Origin of the sequence: Empedobacter sp. UBA2044 (assembly GCF_002333005.1) — a bacterium.
Lineage (GTDB): Bacteria > Bacteroidota > Bacteroidia > Flavobacteriales > Weeksellaceae > Empedobacter > Empedobacter falsenii_B.
Map to the genome: position 1 here is coordinate 68,807 of NZ_DDBA01000057.1, position 17,556 is coordinate 86,362.

A 17,556-nucleotide genomic window follows, 5' to 3' on the forward strand; every position below is an offset into this window, starting at 1 on the left:
TTATGTATTACAATTCTAAAGCTCTTTTAGCGTCACCTCCCATTAATACGTTTAATGGATCTTCTACCGCTTCTTTAACAGCAACTAAGAATCCTACAGATTCGCGTCCGTCGATGATACGGTGGTCATAAGATAAAGCAACATACATCATTGGAGCGATAACAATTTGTCCGTTTTTAACAACTGGACGCTCAACGATATTGTGCATTCCTAAGATACCTGATTGAGGTGGGTTGATGATTGGTGTAGACATCATAGATCCAAATACACCACCATTAGTGATTGTAAATGTACCTCCTGTCATTTCATCAACAGAAATTTTTCCGTCACGTACTTTGATTGCTAAATCTTTGATAGATTGCTCAACACCACGGAAAGTTAAGTTTTCTGCATTACGTACAACTGGCACCATTAAACCTTTTGGTCCTGATACTGCAACAGAAACGTCAGCAAAGTCAAATTTTACTTGGTAGTCACCGTCAATCATAGAGTTTACGTCTGGGTATAACTCTAATGCGCGTGTAACTGCTTTTGTAAAGAAAGACATGAATCCTAAACCAACACCGTGTTTAGCTTTGAATTCGTCTTTATATTGGTTACGTAAAGCAAAAATTGCAGACATATCAACTTCGTTGAATGTAGTTAACATTGCAGTTTCATTTTTAACAGAAACTAAACGTTGTGCAATTTTACGACGTAATGATGATAATTTTTTCTCTGATTGAGCACGAGTTCCTTGAGTAGAAGTTCCCATTGCTGGTGTAAAACGAGCTGCATCATCTTGAGTGATACGTCCGTCACGTCCTGAACCTTTTACTTGAGAAGCATCGATACCTTTTTCGTCTAAAACTTTTTTAGCCGCTGGAGATGGAGTTCCCGTAGCGTAAGTTGCAGCTGGAGCAGCAGGTGCTGGCGTAGCAACTGGAGCTGGAGCAGCTTTTACTTCTTCTTTAACCTCAGCTTTTGGTGCTTCTGCAGCTGGAGCGCTTCCTCCTTCTGGTTTAGCAGCTGATGTATCAATAAGACAAACAACTTGTCCTACTTCTACAACATCACCTTCTTCCGCTTTCAAAGTGATAATTCCACTTTCTTCTGCTGGTAATTCTAATGTTGCTTTATCTGAGTCAACCTCAGCAATTGCTTGGTCTTTTTCTACGTAATCACCGTCTTTTACTAACCACGTAGCGATCTCTACTTCTGTGATTGATTCCCCTGGTGATGGGACTTTCATTTCTAACATATCTATTAGCTTTATTTTTTAATTGAATACTTTATTAATTACCTCTTCGTAAATTGCAGCCCAACGTTTACTTGAACCTGGTGCTGTTGCAGCACTTTCTGCTGGAGAAACTACGTCGAATGGATATTTTCTTAACTTACGTAAGATATACATCCAAGCTCCCATATTTTCTGGTTCTTCTTGTGCCCAAACCAATTTAGCATTACCAAATTTAGAGATGATAGCATCTACTTTTTCTTCATTTAAAGGATATAATTGCTCTAAACGAATAATTGCAGTTTCTTTATCACCTAATTCTTGGCGTTTTTTGTCTAAATCGTAGTAGATTTTTCCTGAACAGAAAACTACTTTTTTCACTTTTTTCGCATCTACTGTTACATCTTCGATGATTTCTTGGAAACCTCCATTTGCGAAATCTGCTAATGATGATACTGCTGATGGATGACGTAATAATGATTTTGGTGACATTACAACCAATGGTTTGCGGTAATCTGTTACAACCTGTCTTCTTAATGCGTGGAAGAAGTTAGCTGGAGTTGTGATATTTGCAACAAACATATTGTTACCAGCACACATTTGTAAGAAACGCTCTAAACGTGCTGAAGAGTGCTCTGCTCCTTGCCCTTCATATCCATGAGGCAATAACATTACTAAACCATTTTGTAATTTCCATTTATCTTCTGCTGCAGAAATATATTGGTCGATTACGATTTGCGCTCCATTCACGAAATCTCCAAATTGAGCTTCCCAAATAGTTAACGCTTTAGGATTAGCCATTGCATATCCATAATCAAAACCTAAAACTGCATACTCAGATAATAATGAATTATAGATTCTTAATTGACCTTGTTCATTATTGATATGGTTTAATAAGATAATTTCTTCTTCTGTGTCTTCAGTTTTTACAACCGCATGACGGTGAGAGAAAGTTCCACGTTCTACATCTTCCCCAGAAACACGCACGTTACGTCCGTCTGTTAAGATAGAACCGAAAGCTAAAGCTTCTCCTAATCCCCAGTCAATTTTATCTTCCTCAATCATTTTTCCACGTCCTTCAATTAAACGAGAAACTTTTTTGATTAATTTTTTACCTTCAGGAACTGTAGAAACAGCTTTTGCAATTTCTTTTAATTTTGCTTCGTCGTAAGAAGTATTTGCTTGTTCAAAAACTTTTGCATCATCAGCAATTTCAAATCCTTCCCACTCTTCTGGCATGAAAGGGAAAATGTGATTACGCTCAATTTCTTTAGAAGCTTCGAAATTCGTTTCTAATAGAGCTTTAAATTCTGCTTCTTTTTGTTTAACGATTTCTTCTCCTATTACACCTTCTTTTAATAATTTATCCTTGTAAATTTCACGAGGATTTGGGTGTTTAGCGATTAAGTTATATAATTTAGGTTGAGTGAATTTTGGTTCATCACCTTCGTTATGTCCATATTTACGGTATCCTAATAAATCGATGAATACATCAGAACCGAATTCTGCACGATAATCTGCTGCAAAACGGAAAGCGTGAACTACCGCTTCTACATCATCAGAATTTACATGCATTACAGGAGACAATGTTACTTTAGCAACATCTGTACAATATGTAGATGTACGCGCATCTAAATAGTTTGTTGTAAACCCAACTTGGTTATTTACCACAACGTGTACTGTACCACCTGTTTTATATCCGTCTAATCCTGCCATTTGAACAACCTCGTAAACGATTCCTTGTCCAGCTACAGCAGCATCACCATGAATTAAGATTGGAATAATTTTAGAATAATCATCTTTGTAATCTTCCTCAACTTTTGCACGTGTAATCCCTTCTACAACTGCATCTACAGTCTCTAAGTGAGATGGATTTGGTGCTAAATTGATTCGGATATCTTTTCCATTCAATGCTTTGATTTGATTTGATGATCCCATGTGATATTTAACATCACCAGCCATTAAATCTGTATCAAAAGCTTTTCCTTCGAATTCTGAAAAGATTTGAGAATATGATTTTCCAAAAATGTTAGCCAAAACATTCAAACGACCACGGTGAGCCATCCCTACGATAACCTCTTGTACGCCGTGATCTGCAGAACGGTTAATCAATGTATCCAAAGCAGGAATTAAAGATTCATTTCCTTCTACTGAGAAACGTTTTTGTCCAACATATTTCGTGTGCATAAAGTTTTCAAAAGCAGTTGCTTCATTCAACTTTTCTAAAACACGTTCTTTCTCCTCCTTAGATAATTTTGGTTGATTCAAGTTTTGGTTTAACCAATTCTGAATCCAATTAATTCTTTGAGGTTCTCTTACATACATATACTCGATTCCGATAGATTCGCAGTACATGTTTTCTAAGTGTCCAATGATTTCACGTAAAGTGATTGGTCCACCAATACCTAAAATTTCACCAGCATTGAATGTCAATCCTAAATCGGCATCTGTCAAACCGAAGTTCTTGATGTCTAATGAAGGTTCAAAAGTTCTACGCGCTCTAACTGGGTTAGTCTTAGTAAACAAATGTCCACGAGAACGGTAAGCATCAATCAAATTGATTACTTTAAATTCTTTCTGTACGTTGTCTGGAACTTGAGATACTACTGCAGGATTAACTACTGCTTGCGTTGTTTGACTAGCTTTGTTAGGAGCTGTTTGTGTTGCTGGTGCAAATAATGGCTCTCCATCATATGTTGCATTCGCAAAGTCATACCCTTGGAAAAAAGCTTTCCAACTTGGTTCAATACTATCCGGATATTGGACGTATTGATCATATAAGTCGCCTATAAACTCTAAATGAGCGGCATTTAAAAACGAAAAACGATCCATAAATTTTACTCTCTATGAGATTTAGCTACAAAAATAAACTATTTAAGGCTTTAAAAAAAATTACTTTCATCATATTTATCTTATCTCGCCATAAAAATATATTATAATCAAATAATCATTACATTTGATATAAATTTAAGAAAGATTTTACATTTAGATGAGAAATTTTCTAACAAAAAAAATAAACAAACGTTGGATTGGCTTCTTTATAATATTTGTGATTTTCGCTATTACAATATGGTCGAGTAATAAAATTGTACAAGAGCTAAAACGTGAAGAACACAAACGTGTAGAGAATTATGCGCGATCGTTAGAGTTGATAAGCTCATCAGAATTTTTAGATCCGAAAACGCAAGATTTTCTATTCAAATTAATTGAAGACAACAAATCGATCCCTGTTGCACTTGTAGACGAAAAAGGCATTATTGTAGACACCAAAAATATTGATGAATCCATCGTAAAAGATTCGGTTCAATTAAAAAAATATGTCAACAAAATGAAATCGTCGGAACAAACAATTGATGTTGAATTAATCGGAACTAAAAATTATGTTTATTTCAAAAATTCAAAACTTCTCAATCAATTACAATATTATCCACTCATCATTATTTTATTGATTTTACTGTTTTTTGGATTTTCGTACTGGTATTTCAAAACAGTTCGTGACACCGAAAAAAGTTATTTATGGGCTGGAATGGCAAAAGAAACGGCACATCAAATTGGTACACCACTTTCTTCGTTGATGGGTTGGGTCGAATTATTGAAATTGGAAGAAATCGATCAAACTTCAGTCATAGAAATTGAAAAAGATGTGGATAGATTGAAACATATTGCCGAACGTTTCTCGAAAATTGGTTCAACTTCTGAACTCAAACAAACTGATATTATTTCAACTTCCAAACAAACAGTGGATTATATTTCGCAACGCATTTCGAAAGGAATTGAATTAAACTTTACTACCGATGTCGATGAATTTAACATCAATCTTAATTCTTCTTTATATAGTTGGGTTATCGAAAATTTGATGAAAAATGCCGCTGATGCAATGCAAAATAAAGGCGTTTTGGATATCGATATAAAAACGAAAGGTAAATTTGTCGAAATTTCTATTGCTGATACAGGTTCTGGAATTCCGACCAAATTGCAGAAAAAGATTTTTCAACCTGGCTTTACTACCAAAAAACGCGGTTGGGGATTGGGATTATCATTAGCAAAACGAATTATCGAAGATTATCACAAAGGAAAAATATTTGTAGCTAAATCATCTAAAGAAACGGGAACTGAGTTTAAGATTTTATTGAAAAAATAATCAGAAATATTACACAAAATCTTGATTATATAATGAGGTATACTTTTTGTGACTTTGTTAGAACGACAACTGTTTTGTAAAATTAATAATTATGAACGCAAAAGATGTATTGAAAGAATTACACGAAAAATATGATTTATAAGACTAGAATTTCTTCTGAAGCTGCCCAAGATATTGAACAAGCTCTTTCTTATTATTCAAACTTTTCTACATCTGCGGCAAAATCTTAAGTTTTGGAAACTTTGGAAATAATCCTTTCTATCAAGTGAACTATAGAAATTTGCGTTCAAAACCTTTTAGATCTTTTCCTTATTTGTTTTTTTTTGAAACTAATGAAGAAGAAAAAACTTTTTTATTTATGCAGTTTTTAATGCGCATAGAAATCCTACAAAATATCCAAAATAAAAAATGAGCTGAAAAGTTTTACTTTCAGCTCATTTTTTTAATATTATTTTCTAATATATCAGTATTAATTACTATTCTTTTACACCAATATAAATCTCAATTTCTGCATCAGCAGGATTTTGAGCTTTTTCGGTGTACAATTCGTAATCATATTTATACGTGCGATTTAGATTTGCATCATCATTCCAAATTTCTGTCCAAGTTTTCCCAACTGCTTCGTGCAATTCTCCTTTGGCAATATATTTTTTGAATGTTTGTGGCTCAAATTCACGACCAACCATACCTTCTGGAATTTCATCTAATGAAGAAACTTCTAAACCAATAATTGTCATATACTTTCCTGTAAAATCACTTTCATAATCTGTGTAAACAGAATAAATATTAGAACTAATTGCATTTGGAATTTTAGCAATTATATTCTCATCGAAAAATTGATGCCACAATTTTCCTAAATCATCAATCGCTTGACTATCATTATTAGACGTTTGAGTCGTTATTCCTATAATTTTCAACTTATTCATTTTTAAGGTTTTTAAAATCCTAAAATCATTTTCGCAATCGAAAAGTAAATCAACAAACCAAAGATATCATTACTTGTTGTGATAAATGGTCCCGTTGCAATAGCAGGATCAACACCATATTTATGCAACATAATTGGAATAAATGTCCCAATCAAACTTGCTAAAATCATCACAATAACTAAAGCTAAAACAATGGTTGAAGAAATTTCGTAGCTTGTGCTCATCAAGAAATGTGTCGCCAATAAAAGTACAAAAGCTAATAATGTACTATTCAATAAAGCTAATAACATTTCTTTTCCTAATCTTTTCCAAATAGAACCCGAAATATTACTATTCGCCAAACCTTGCACAATAATCGCAGAAGATTGCACACCAACATTTCCTGCCATGGCAGCAACAAGCGGCGTAAAAAAGAATAATTGCGGATACAAATTCATCGCATCGCTAAAACTTTGCGACACATTAACTGCTACAAAACTACCTACCAAAGCCAATAAAAGCCAAGGTAAACGAGCGCGAGTTAATTTCAATATATTATCATCAGAGTCGACATTTTGAGTAATCCCGGCTGCTAATTGATAATTTTCTTCAGCTTCTTCACGAATCACATCAATCACATCATCCACCGTAATTACACCTACCAAACGCGTTAACTCGTCCACTACAGGCACTTCGTACAAATCATATTTTTCGATTACTTTCGCAACCTCCATATCTTTTGTATAGGTCTTTACATATTGGATCTTTTCATTGTAAACATCTGCCACTTTAGTGTTCGCAGAAGTTGTCAACAAACGCTTTAAACTCAATGTTCCAAGTAATTTTTCATCTTCATCAACTACATAAATCGAGAAAACTTCTTCTAAATCCTCAGCTTGTTTTCGCATTTGTTTTACCGCTGTGATTACCGACCAATCTTTGTTAACTTTTATCAACTCTTTTCCCATCAAACCTCCAGCCGTATCTTCGTCATAGCGCAAAAGATCTACAATTTCACGGGCATGTTCTTGGTCTTCTAATTGTGCAATTACCTCATCTTTCTTTTCATCAGAAAGTTCATTGATAACGTCAACTGCATCATCGGTATCCATCTCATTGATGACATCTTCGGCAATTTCTTTTGCAGTAAGCGTTTTCAGGAATTTACGTCGATCATCTTCTTCTAATTCAAGAAGGATATCAGCAGAAATTTCATTATCGAGTAAATCAATTACAAAAGACTGTTCTTTGGTCGAAAGCTCATCAAACAATTCAGCAATATCAGCAGGGTGCAAATCTTGCAACATCTCCTTAACTGCTTTTGCATTTTGCTGATTAATACTTTCGTTTAAATGTTCAATAAAATCTTTTGTAATTTTTACCTCCATAATCTATTTCATTCTTTTCGTTAACTCAATAAAATCTTCGACAGATAATTGTTCTGCGCGCATATTCAAAAACTCGTGATCGTTTAAATCCTCAGGAATACCCAAAGCCTTCAACGAATTACGAAGCGTTTTTCTTCTTTGTCCAAAACCAGCTTTTACCACTTGAAAAAATCGTTTCTGTTCAACTCCTTCAATTTCTGTTCGGTAGCGTTTCATAATAATAACGCCCGATTTCACCTTTGGTGGTGGTGTAAAAACGTGTTCTGGAACAGTGAACAAATATTCACAATGATAATACGCTTGAGCTAAAACAGAAAGTATACCATAATCTTTTGTACCTTTTTTTGATGCAATACGTTCGGCAACTTCTTTCTGAAACATTCCACAAACTTCGGGAACAGTGTAACGCTCTTCTAAAGCTTTAAAAATAATTTGCGAAGATATATTATACGGAAAATTTCCTAAAATAGCAATTTGTTCATCAAACTTTGATGAAAAGTCCATTTTCAAGAAATCTTCGGAATGAATTTTAAATCCTGGGTAAAATGGTTGATAATATTCTTTTAAATATTCGACTGATTCTGTATCAATCTCCACAACCTCTATATTTTTCTTTGCTTGTAAAATATATTTTGTCAACACGCCCATTCCTGGACCAATTTCTAAGACACGATCATAACCTTCCCAAGTTAACCCTTCGGCGATGTCTCGTGCAATATTTTCATCATTCAAAAAATGCTGACCTAAATGTTTTTTAGCTTTTACTTTCAAAAATTCTAAATTTTAAGTTTTCTTTAACCAACTTACCGTAGAATATATACGGAATATCTTTCTTGCGAAATAAGTTTTTTTTATCTTAGCCCCAAAATTAACCCAAATGTCAAAAACGAACGATAAATTTGAGAAAAAAAGACTGCGATCTTCTAACATCACTGTTGTGATTAGTATTTCGCTTGTTTTATTTCTATTAGGTATTTTCGGCTTAATTGTCATTAATGCACAAAGTTACGCAGAACATCTAAAAAGAGAGTTAAAAATCGAGGCATATTTTAAAGATGTCGAAGATCCAAAATTAAAAGATAAGGAGCTTGATTTACAAAAATCTTATATCGATTCGTTGAAAGTGAAGTATCCTTTTGTTGAAGCTACACAGTATATCAGCAAAGAGGATGCAGCTAAAATTGCGAAAAAAGATTTGGGTACGGATGGTAGCGATTTCTTCGAAGAAAGTATTTTCCCTGCATCAGTTCAAATTACATTGAATCCTGCATTAATACAATCTGTTGAACAAATTGATTCTATTAATAAGGTATTGGCTAAAAATCCGATTGTAGACGAAGTAAAAAGTGACAAAGAAGCGATGGTAACGATTTACCACAGCATCAATAAAATTACATTCTGGATTATGATTTTTGCTGTTATCTTCTTGGTAATCGTTGTTGTATTAATCAACAACTCTATTCGTCTGAAAATATACGCAAAACGTTTCAGCATCAAAACAATGCAATTAGTTGGAGCGCGTAGACGTTTCATTGTAAAACCTTTCTTGATAGAAGCCGCAGTTTTAGGTTTCTTAGCAGCATTTATTGCAGCTGTAGGATTAGGTTTCTTATGGTACATTTTAGCAACAAAAGTTGGTTTAGTACTTTGGAACCCAAGCTTCACTCCACTTATTATTATTTTAATTGGAATTGGAGTTGTCATTGCCGTATTTAGTACATTGTTTGCTGCATGGCGTTATTTAAGATTAAAAACTGATCAACTTTATTAATGAAATCAAATTCTATCGATACAACAAAAAAATCAGCATCTACAAATGATGCTGGTTTTACTTTTTTATTCGGAAAAAGAAATTACATTTTCATGGCAATTGGTGTTGCACTAATTGGTCTTGGATTTTTATTAATGACAGGACACGATGCCAACACAAGACCAGATGGAACGTGGGATGCAAATTATTGGAACGACGAAATCTATTCTTTTCGTAGAATTAGATTAGCGCCATTTTTAGTTGTCGTTGGTTTCATCGTCGAGATTTATGCCATTTTAATCAATCCGAATAAAGAAAAATAATGAATACTTTACAAGCAATTATAATTGCTATAATAGAAGGTCTTACCGAATATTTACCAATTTCTTCTACAGCACACATGGGATTCACAGCAGCTTTGATGGGAATGCCAGAAAGCGAATTCTTAAAAATGTTTCAAGTTTCGATACAATTTGGAGCAATTTTATCAATCGTAGTTTTATATTGGAAAAAATTCTTTGACTTCAAAAATTTCAATTTCAATTTTTATATCAAATTAGCTTGTGCGGTTGTTCCTGCACTTATTTTAGGAAAACTATTCGATGATAAAATCGAGGCTGTTTTAGGAAATCAAGTTGCTATTTCTGGAATGTTAGTTTTCGGAGGAATCATTTTATTATTTGTAGATAAATGGTTCAAAAATCCTAAAATTAATGATGAAAAAGACATCACATTAAAACAAGCAATTATCATTGGTTTTTGGCAATGTTTGGCGATGATGCCTGGAACTTCTCGTTCTGCCGCTTCTATTATTGGTGGTATGACACAAGGTTTATCGCGTAAAGCAGCTGCAGAATTTTCATTCTTTTTAGCGGTTCCGACAATGTTAGCGGTTACAGTTTATTCTATTTTTGTTAAAACTTGGGGAGAAGATACTGCAACACCAATGAAAGGTTATGAAATGATTTTACAAGATCAAAACCATATTATATTATTCTTAATTGGAAATGTTGTAGCATTTATTGTAGCATTAATCGCAGTGAAAACATTTATCGCAGTTTTAACAAAATATGGTTTCAAATTTTGGGGGTGGTACAGAATAATCATCGGAATTATTTTATTGATTTATTTCTCATATAATTCTCCAACACAAGCAGAAAAAGACAATGCCGCTTCAGTAGAAACTACAATGATTCAGCACAAATAAGATGAATGTAGAAAAAATACAAGAAGGTCACGTTTTTTTGATTGATAAACCACTTGATTGGACATCTTTTGATGTTGTAAATAAGATTCGTTGGAACATTAGAAAAGCATATAACTTAAAGAAAATAAAAGTTGGACATGCTGGGACTTTAGATCCAAAAGCTACTGGACTTTTATTGGTTTGTACAGGGAAATGGACAAAACGCATTGATGAATTTCAGGCGCAAGAAAAGACTTATACTGGTACAATTAAATTAGGTGTTACAACGCCTACCTATGATTTAGAATCGGAAGAAAATGAAACTTTTCCGACAAATCATATCACAGAAGAAATTATTCGCGAAGCAACAAAACAATTTGTTGGAGAAATTGAACAATTTCCGCCAATGCATTCAGCGGTAAAAGTAGATGGAAAACGTTTATATGAATTAGCTCGCGAAGGTCAAGAAATAGAACGTAAAGCACGTAAAATAACGATTCACGATTTTAAAATTACAAAAATAGATTTACCTTTTGTCGATTTTGAAGTGAATTGTAGCAAAGGAACCTACATTCGTTCTTTGGCTTTTGATTTTGGAAAAGCAGTCAATTCTGGTGGATATTTAACAGCACTTCGTCGTACAAAAATTGGCGAATTTGATGTCATCAATGCTGAAAATTTCGCTTTAGAAAAAAGCTATTTTGAAGAAGAAAATACAACAGAAGAAGTATAAAATCAGAAAAGCTTGAACAAATGTTCAAGCTTTTTTTAGTTATAAAGTGATTAATACTTTATTTATTTCATCGCTCACTAATTTTGGCTTTTGCATCACCATAATATGTGTTCCGCCTTCTATTTGTATTGCATCTTTGATATATTCAATCGGAAAAACAATATCTTTTGTACCATGAATATGTGTAATATTTTCTTCATGATAAGCTGTAGAATGTTCCCAGTTTACAATCTTATGAATCGACCAACTTAAATATTCTTTGTTTCGAAACTCAAAAATATCGTCAATATTATCTTTTTCTCGATCAGTATAATATAATTTTCGCATCATCATGTACGAAAATGTCCGATCCGAAGTTAAGAAACTCATCGGAATTATTTTATGTGCATTAATAGAAGCCGAGAATCGAAATAACTTCGGAAGCTCTGCCCTATTCTTCACTGTCGAAATCAGAAATGTATGTTTTGGATTAATAAAACGATTCATTTCCTGCACAATTATTCCACCAAAAGATAATCCCATCAAAAGAAAATCTTCTGTGGGATTTATTTTATCTAATAATCTTTCGGTATAATGAGCCAAAGTTTCATCTTTCTCTGGATCTAACCAAGGAATATAAACTTGCTCAAAATCTTGTTCCAAGCGTAGATTTCGAAAAGCATTTGCGTTTGCGCCTAATCCACTTACTTGATAAATTTTCATACCTTAATTTATAATATATCTTTTTTCTTTGAGTAATCTGTTGGACGAACTCCAATTACTTTTTGGAATGTATTACTAAATGTTGGTAAACTATTGTAACCAACCATTGTCGAAATTTCACTGATTGAATACGTATTATCAATTAACAATTGTAAAGCGCGTAACATTCTTAAAATAGTGAAATATTGAACAAATGTCATATTCAAATCTTTTTGGAATAATCGTGATAATGATCGTTCAGAGAAACCGAATTCGGCTGTAATTTTCTTCATTGTAATCGAAGAATCCATATTATCATCTAAGAATTGAACGATTTTTTTCAGACGTTCGTCGTGTGGTAATGGAAGAGCTAATCGTAAACTACTTTTGCTTACTTTAGGTAATATTTCTTTAAAAGCTTGTGCAATTACATATTCGCTTCTGTTTTCTGGAACAATATCTCCTTTCCATTGGTTAGAAAATAATAAAAGCTCTAACAACAATCCATCAGCAGGATAGATTCCTACTTTTTTATAAAACGAATTATCACTTTCATTAATAGGGAAATATAAATTTCTCATAATCACCTCTGGTGTATTTGGGTGTATACTATGTTCCACATGAGGCGGTATCCACATATAGTGTCTTGCAGGTAAATAAAAAGTATCTTTTCCTATTTTTACATAAACTATTCCTCCCTCACAATAAAGAAATTGCGCTTTGTTATGTTTATGTTCTACCACGTATGCTTCCGAAATTTCCTTATGGTAACAGAAAATTGAGGTTGGTAATTTGTCAATTTCGGTTAGGTAATATCGTGTTTCGAACTTATTATCCAAATGTATATTCATAGTTTCTTTAATCTGCGAACTAATATAATAATTTATTTGATATGATGTATAATGTACACAAATAAAAATGTCCGAAATAGATAATTATTTGACTATTTTTAATATTAACTTTTTATTAATTAATCCAATATTTGTAATTCCCTTCGTTCAGAAGGGAACAATTATTGAATAGTATTAGAAAGAAAAAGTTGCATTATGTTGGAAAGAATAAAATTAACTAACTTACAGTCAAAAGTAATGACAGCAGAGGAGTCTGCCAAATTTTTTGAAGATGGAATGACTGTTGGTTCTAGTGGTTTTACAAGAGGAGGCGATACAAAAGTTGTATTAAAAGCTGTTGCGGAGCGTGCCAAATCTGAAAATTTAAAAATCACTTTAGTAACAGGAGCTTCATTAGGACATGGTACAGACGCAGCTTTAGTAGAAAGTGGAGCATTAAAAAAACGTTTACCATTCCAAGTAGACACTGTAATGCGTAAAAATATAAATGCAGGTAATGTTTTATTTATCGATCAGCATTTAGGAGAAACTGCTGAACATATTTTAGATGGACAATTTAAAATTAATTTAGGTGTTTTAGAAGTTGCTGAAATTTTAGAAGATGGTTCTTTAGTACCTACAACTTCTATCGGTAATAATGCTGAAATTGCTGCAAATGCAGACAAATTAATCATTGAGATTAACACGTCTATCCCTACAAATATAAAAGGTATTCACGATATTTATAGTGTAGAAGAATATGGAAAACGTACACCAATTAACATCACTGCTTGTGATACAAAAATTGGAACAGAAACAATAAAAGTAGATCCTTCTAAAATTGTTGGAATTGTTTTTCACGACATTCAAGATGCTCCAGGAGACATTCAACCAGCTGATGAAGCGACTGCTGCAATTGCTCAAAACATTGTGAAATTCTTCGAAAATGAAGTTGAAGAAGGTCGTCTTACAAAATCATTAATGCCATTACAATGTGGTATTGGTAAAGTTGCGAATGCTGTATTAGGTGGTTTAGAGCATTCAGATTTCGAAGATTTAGTCATGTATTCAGAAGTTTTACAAGATTCTACATTTGATTTAATCGATTCTGGAAAAATGAAATTTGCTTCAGCATCTTCTATGACAGTTTCACAAGAATGTTACGATCGTGTAATTGGAAACATCGACAATTATAAAGATAAAATTGTTTTACGTCCACAATCTATTTCTAACTCTGCCGAAGTTATTCGTCGTTTAGGAATTATCGGAATCAATACGTCTTTAGAGTGTGATATTTATGGTAACGTAAACTCTACTCACGTTTCTGGTACTCACATGATGAACGGTATTGGAGGTTCTGGAGATTTTGCTCGTAATGCATTTATCTCAATCTTCGTTACAGCTTCTATCGCAAAAGGTGGAAATATTTCGTCTATCGTTCCTATGGTTTCTCACACAGACCACACAGAACATGATGTAGATATTATTGTAACAGAGCAAGGTTTAGCTGATTTGAGAGGTTTAGCACCACGCGAAAGAGCAATCGAAATCATCAACAACTGTGTTCATCCAGATTATAAAGGTGAATTATTATCTTATTTCGAAAGAGCTTGTGCAGAAAGAGGTGGTCAAACGCCACATATCTTAGAAGAAGCGTTCTCTTGGCATACAAGATTGAAACAAACAGGTTCTATGAAAAAAGAAGAATTATTAGTTTTGAATCATTAGAATAATAAATAATAAGACTATACTTTTTCAAAAAGCATAATTCAGAAATTCTGAATTATGCTTTTTTTGTGAAATAATGTAACTTTGTTAGAAGTCTAAGAAACATGAAAAAAATACTTTTAGTAACACTACCATTGACAACTTTTTTTGCGTGTCAATCTAATCAAAACGAAAATCAAAATTTAGAACAAATTGATAAAAAATCGGCTCGCGAAGTTGTATTGACAACCGAAACTAAAGGCGACTCTGTTTTACATATTACCAAACAAAAAATTTGGTCAAACGATTTGATGATTGCAGAAAAAGTAGATACTTTGATTACGCACAAACAATATACACCTACCGATTCTACCAAAATTCCTATTTACGTAACCATTCAATAATCTATCATGAATAAAAGAGAAAAAAGAGCAAGTAAAGTCGTGACTTTAGTGTTAATTTCTTCGGTTCTTAGTTCGTGTATGAATCGTGAAGAAGCGCCTGTTACGAACAATGCACAAAAGGTATATATGCGTGCAGATTCTACTGCTCCTTACACAGATGTTACGTCAAATTATGCATCTCATTCTGGTGGTTCGCATCACGGTGGAATGGGAAGTTCGTTGCTTTGGTTTATGGCTTTTCGTAGCTTAACTGGCAGCGGAATGGGCTATGCAAGTCAAGGTTTGCATCAACAGTCTAACGTCGGAACAAACGCAGCAAAAGCGCAAGCGTATAAAAGTCAAACTGTTCGCGGTGGATTCGGAAAATCTGCTTCTTCTCGTTCAGTTTCATCTTAAACAAATTTTATGCAATTAAAAAGAATAAAAGCTGACGAAAACTGGCAAGAAAGGTTAGAAAATATTGGCTTTGGCTATCATACAGACGAAAATAAACAAACCTATTGGGTAGAAGATTATTACTATTCTATTTCGGAAAAAGAAGCGGATAAAATCTTTGAAGCGACAAACGAATTGTGGGAAATGTGCTTGAATGCTGTCGAACATGTGATTCAAAATAATCGTTTGGACGAATTTAAAATTCCAAAATTTATTCAACCTTATTTGATTGATACATGGGAAAATGATGCGCCAAGTATTTATGGACGTTTTGATTTTGCTTACGATAATGATCAATTGAAAATGTTAGAATTCAATGCTGATACACCTACTTCGTTGTTTGAATGTGGTGTTGTACAATGGTTTTGGATGGAAAATTATTTTGGAGAAACAAAAGATCAATTCAATTCTGTTCACGATAAATTAATTGAAACATGGAAAATGTTAAAACCTTATTTGAAAGGTGAAACCTTGCATTTTTCTTGCGTGAGAGAATCGTTAGAAGATTTGACGAATATCGAATATATCAGAGATTGTGCGATACAAGCCGGAATTAATACCAAATTAATTTATGTAGACGAAATCGGTTGGAATAATGTCAATTTTGTTGATTTAGAAGAAGAACCAATTACAGATATTTTCAAACTTTATCCGTGGGAATGGATGATGAACGAGTTGTTTGCATACAACATCAAAAATGATGAAATCAACGCAAATTGGATAGAACCAGCTTGGAAAATGATTCTTTCGAACAAAGCTATTTTACCAATTTTATGGGAATTGTATCCAGATCATCCATTATTATTAGAAGCTTATACAGATTCACCAAAAGAGATGAAGAATTATGTCAAAAAACCATTGTTATCTCGTGAAGGCGCAAATGTAGAAGTTGTAAAAAGTGGAGCTATTTCGGAGCAAACTTCTGGCGAATATGGCGAAGAAGGTTTTATTTATCAAGCTTTGGCTAATTTACATCACGAAGAAACAGGTTATACCATTATCGGAAGTTGGATTATTGGGCAAGAATCGTGTGGAATTACGTTCCGCGAAAGTGACCAATTTATTACAACCGATAAAAGTCGTTTTGTTCCGCATATTATTGAGTAAAATATTTAAAACCAAAAAGTCTAATTCCACTTCGAATTAGACATTTTTTAGTTTAAACAAAATCAAACAATTACCTTAAAAATTGTAAATAGTTTAAAAATTAATAGGTTTCATCATATTTTATTTATAAATTATAAAAAGATTTTATTAAAATGTTTTATCAATTAAAGGTTTAAGAAATAAAACGTTAGATAATTTTTTACGAATCAAAACCAACTAAATACAAACTAAAAAGTAGAAATATGGATTTTTTAGATGATTTGTTTAACTCTTCAACCCTTCCCTCAGAGCGCATTTCGCGTATGCTCGAAGAAGATTTGTTTTGGCAAATTATAGAAAATTCTTTGCTCAATGCCAATAATTTGCAAGATCAAGAAAAGGCTTTGGAACAAGAATTAGAAGATCTAACTGCCGAGGATATTATTGGTTTTCAACTTCGATTAGAGTTCTACTCCTATTCATTACATTCGCCTGAAATATGGTGTGCAGCTTGTATTATGAATGATGATACAGATCCAACACATTTCTATTATTTCAAAAATTGGATTATTTCGCAAGGACAAGAATTGTTTGAAAAGGCAATTTTGAATCCTGATAATTTAGCTGATTATTTTAACGAAGGCTTCAACGAAGATGATTTATATGAGTTTGAAGATTTTCATTTAATCGCTGATAATGTTTTCTATGAAAAATTCGAACACAAAATTATTGACTTTGTAGACAAAGAATGTTTTAAATTTTATACCGAAAAATCTCCAAAACCTGAGTTTGATTGGGATGACGAAAATTTAACCAATTTGCAAATCATTTGTCCAAGATTATTCAAAGTTTTTATCGAAGATTATCCTCCTGACGACGACGAAATGGAAGATGATTTTGATGATGAAGACGAGTTTTTATAATGATAATATTTAATACCCATTTTATTCCTTCAATGGAAGATGGTGCTCTAAGGAAAATTGTCACATTAATTTCAGTAGTTGCCTATTTCTTTTTTATATTAATAGGATATAGCTCTTTCAATTATTTTTTAATTTCTGGACTTATTATAGTTTGTAATCTTCCCCTTGTTA

Annotated in this window: 17 protein-coding genes; 10 read left to right on the forward strand and 7 right to left on the reverse strand. The window is 33.0% G+C overall.

Annotation, left to right across the window (positions count from 1 at the left end):
• Window positions 1–7: 7 nt before the first annotated feature.
• Entirely contained in the window at window positions 8–1,240 is a 1,233-nt protein-coding gene (odhB, locus tag B4E59_RS10040; protein ID WP_185096030.1) for a 2-oxoglutarate dehydrogenase complex dihydrolipoyllysine-residue succinyltransferase, read from the reverse strand.
• Window positions 1,241–1,258: 18 nt separating this feature from the next.
• Window positions 1,259–4,048 (reverse strand): 2-oxoglutarate dehydrogenase E1 component, encoded by a 2,790-nt coding sequence (locus tag B4E59_RS10045; protein WP_219034288.1) that lies wholly within the window; start codon window positions 4,046–4,048, stop codon window positions 1,259–1,261.
• A gap of 157 nt (window positions 4,049–4,205) precedes the next feature.
• Between B4E59_RS10045 and B4E59_RS10050 the strand changes: the two genes are divergently transcribed.
• Window positions 4,206–5,357 (forward strand): sensor histidine kinase, encoded by a 1,152-nt coding sequence (locus tag B4E59_RS10050; protein WP_219034287.1) that lies wholly within the window; start codon window positions 4,206–4,208, stop codon window positions 5,355–5,357.
• Window positions 5,358–5,833: 476 nt separating this feature from the next.
• Here the strand turns inward: B4E59_RS10050 and B4E59_RS10055 are convergent, their stop codons facing one another.
• Genes B4E59_RS10055 through rsmA form a run of 3 tightly spaced genes read right to left on the reverse strand, consistent with a single transcriptional unit; the run spans window position 5,834 to window position 8,421 of the window.
• Window positions 5,834–6,283, reverse strand: coding sequence for a GyrI-like domain-containing protein (locus B4E59_RS10055; RefSeq protein ID WP_219034286.1), 450 nt, complete (start codon window positions 6,281–6,283; stop codon window positions 5,834–5,836).
• 11 nt (window positions 6,284–6,294) lie between these two features.
• Entirely contained in the window at window positions 6,295–7,650 is a 1,356-nt protein-coding gene (gene mgtE / locus B4E59_RS10060) for a magnesium transporter (RefSeq protein WP_280046030.1), read from the reverse strand.
• 3 nt (window positions 7,651–7,653) lie between these two features.
• Entirely contained in the window at window positions 7,654–8,421 is a 768-nt protein-coding gene (rsmA, locus tag B4E59_RS10065; protein WP_038332430.1) for a 16S rRNA (adenine(1518)-N(6)/adenine(1519)-N(6))-dimethyltransferase RsmA, read from the reverse strand.
• Between the two features lie 106 nt (window positions 8,422–8,527).
• On the opposite strand from rsmA, the gene B4E59_RS10070 reads away from it, so the two are divergent.
• Genes B4E59_RS10070 through truB form a run of 4 tightly spaced genes read left to right on the forward strand, consistent with a single transcriptional unit; the run spans window position 8,528 to window position 11,319 of the window.
• Window positions 8,528–9,421 (forward strand): cell division protein FtsX, encoded by an 894-nt coding sequence (locus B4E59_RS10070; RefSeq protein ID WP_221855311.1) that lies wholly within the window; start codon window positions 8,528–8,530, stop codon window positions 9,419–9,421.
• A complete protein-coding gene (locus tag B4E59_RS10075; protein ID WP_052217597.1) occupies window positions 9,421–9,723 on the forward strand; it encodes a DUF3098 domain-containing protein in 303 nt (100 codons plus the stop codon). The genes B4E59_RS10070 and B4E59_RS10075 overlap by 1 nt, the downstream gene beginning before the upstream one ends.
• The gene (locus tag B4E59_RS10080; RefSeq protein ID WP_125349727.1) at window positions 9,723–10,607 is read left to right on the forward strand and encodes an undecaprenyl-diphosphate phosphatase; all 885 of its coding nucleotides are present in this window, start codon (window positions 9,723–9,725) and stop codon (window positions 10,605–10,607) included. The genes B4E59_RS10075 and B4E59_RS10080 overlap by 1 nt, the downstream gene beginning before the upstream one ends.
• A 1-nt stretch (window position 10,608) precedes the next feature.
• Entirely contained in the window at window positions 10,609–11,319 is a 711-nt protein-coding gene (gene truB, locus B4E59_RS10085; protein ID WP_125349728.1) for a tRNA pseudouridine(55) synthase TruB, read from the forward strand.
• A gap of 39 nt (window positions 11,320–11,358) precedes the next feature.
• On the opposite strand, the gene B4E59_RS10090 is transcribed toward truB, so the two are convergent.
• Both B4E59_RS10090 and B4E59_RS10095 read right to left on the reverse strand, forming a co-directional pair.
• Window positions 11,359–12,021 carry an alpha/beta fold hydrolase gene (locus B4E59_RS10090; protein WP_114999497.1) on the reverse strand — a complete coding sequence of 221 codons (663 nt, stop codon included), beginning with the start codon at window positions 12,019–12,021 and terminating at the stop codon, window positions 11,359–11,361.
• Window positions 12,022–12,029: 8 nt separating this feature from the next.
• A complete protein-coding gene (locus tag B4E59_RS10095) occupies window positions 12,030–12,851 on the reverse strand; it encodes an AraC family transcriptional regulator (protein ID WP_180906175.1) in 822 nt (273 codons plus the stop codon).
• 195 nt (window positions 12,852–13,046) lie between these two features.
• On the opposite strand from B4E59_RS10095, the gene scpC reads away from it, so the two are divergent.
• From scpC to B4E59_RS10120, 5 genes are all read left to right on the forward strand, one after another.
• The gene (gene scpC, locus B4E59_RS10100; RefSeq protein ID WP_291052757.1) at window positions 13,047–14,558 is read left to right on the forward strand and encodes a succinyl-CoA:acetate CoA-transferase ScpC; all 1,512 of its coding nucleotides are present in this window, start codon (window positions 13,047–13,049) and stop codon (window positions 14,556–14,558) included.
• A 104-nt stretch (window positions 14,559–14,662) separates the two neighbouring features.
• Entirely contained in the window at window positions 14,663–14,941 is a 279-nt protein-coding gene (locus tag B4E59_RS10105; RefSeq protein ID WP_280035742.1) for a hypothetical protein, read from the forward strand.
• Between the two features lie 6 nt (window positions 14,942–14,947).
• Window positions 14,948–15,337 carry a hypothetical protein gene (locus B4E59_RS10110; protein ID WP_219034280.1) on the forward strand — a complete coding sequence of 130 codons (390 nt, stop codon included), beginning with the start codon at window positions 14,948–14,950 and terminating at the stop codon, window positions 15,335–15,337.
• Between the two features lie 9 nt (window positions 15,338–15,346).
• The gene (locus B4E59_RS10115) at window positions 15,347–16,483 is read left to right on the forward strand and encodes a glutathionylspermidine synthase family protein (RefSeq protein ID WP_286496109.1); all 1,137 of its coding nucleotides are present in this window, start codon (window positions 15,347–15,349) and stop codon (window positions 16,481–16,483) included.
• A 242-nt stretch (window positions 16,484–16,725) separates the two neighbouring features.
• Window positions 16,726–17,385 (forward strand): DUF4240 domain-containing protein, encoded by a 660-nt coding sequence (locus B4E59_RS10120; protein ID WP_286496108.1) that lies wholly within the window; start codon window positions 16,726–16,728, stop codon window positions 17,383–17,385.
• The last annotated feature ends 171 nt before the right edge of the window (window positions 17,386–17,556 follow it).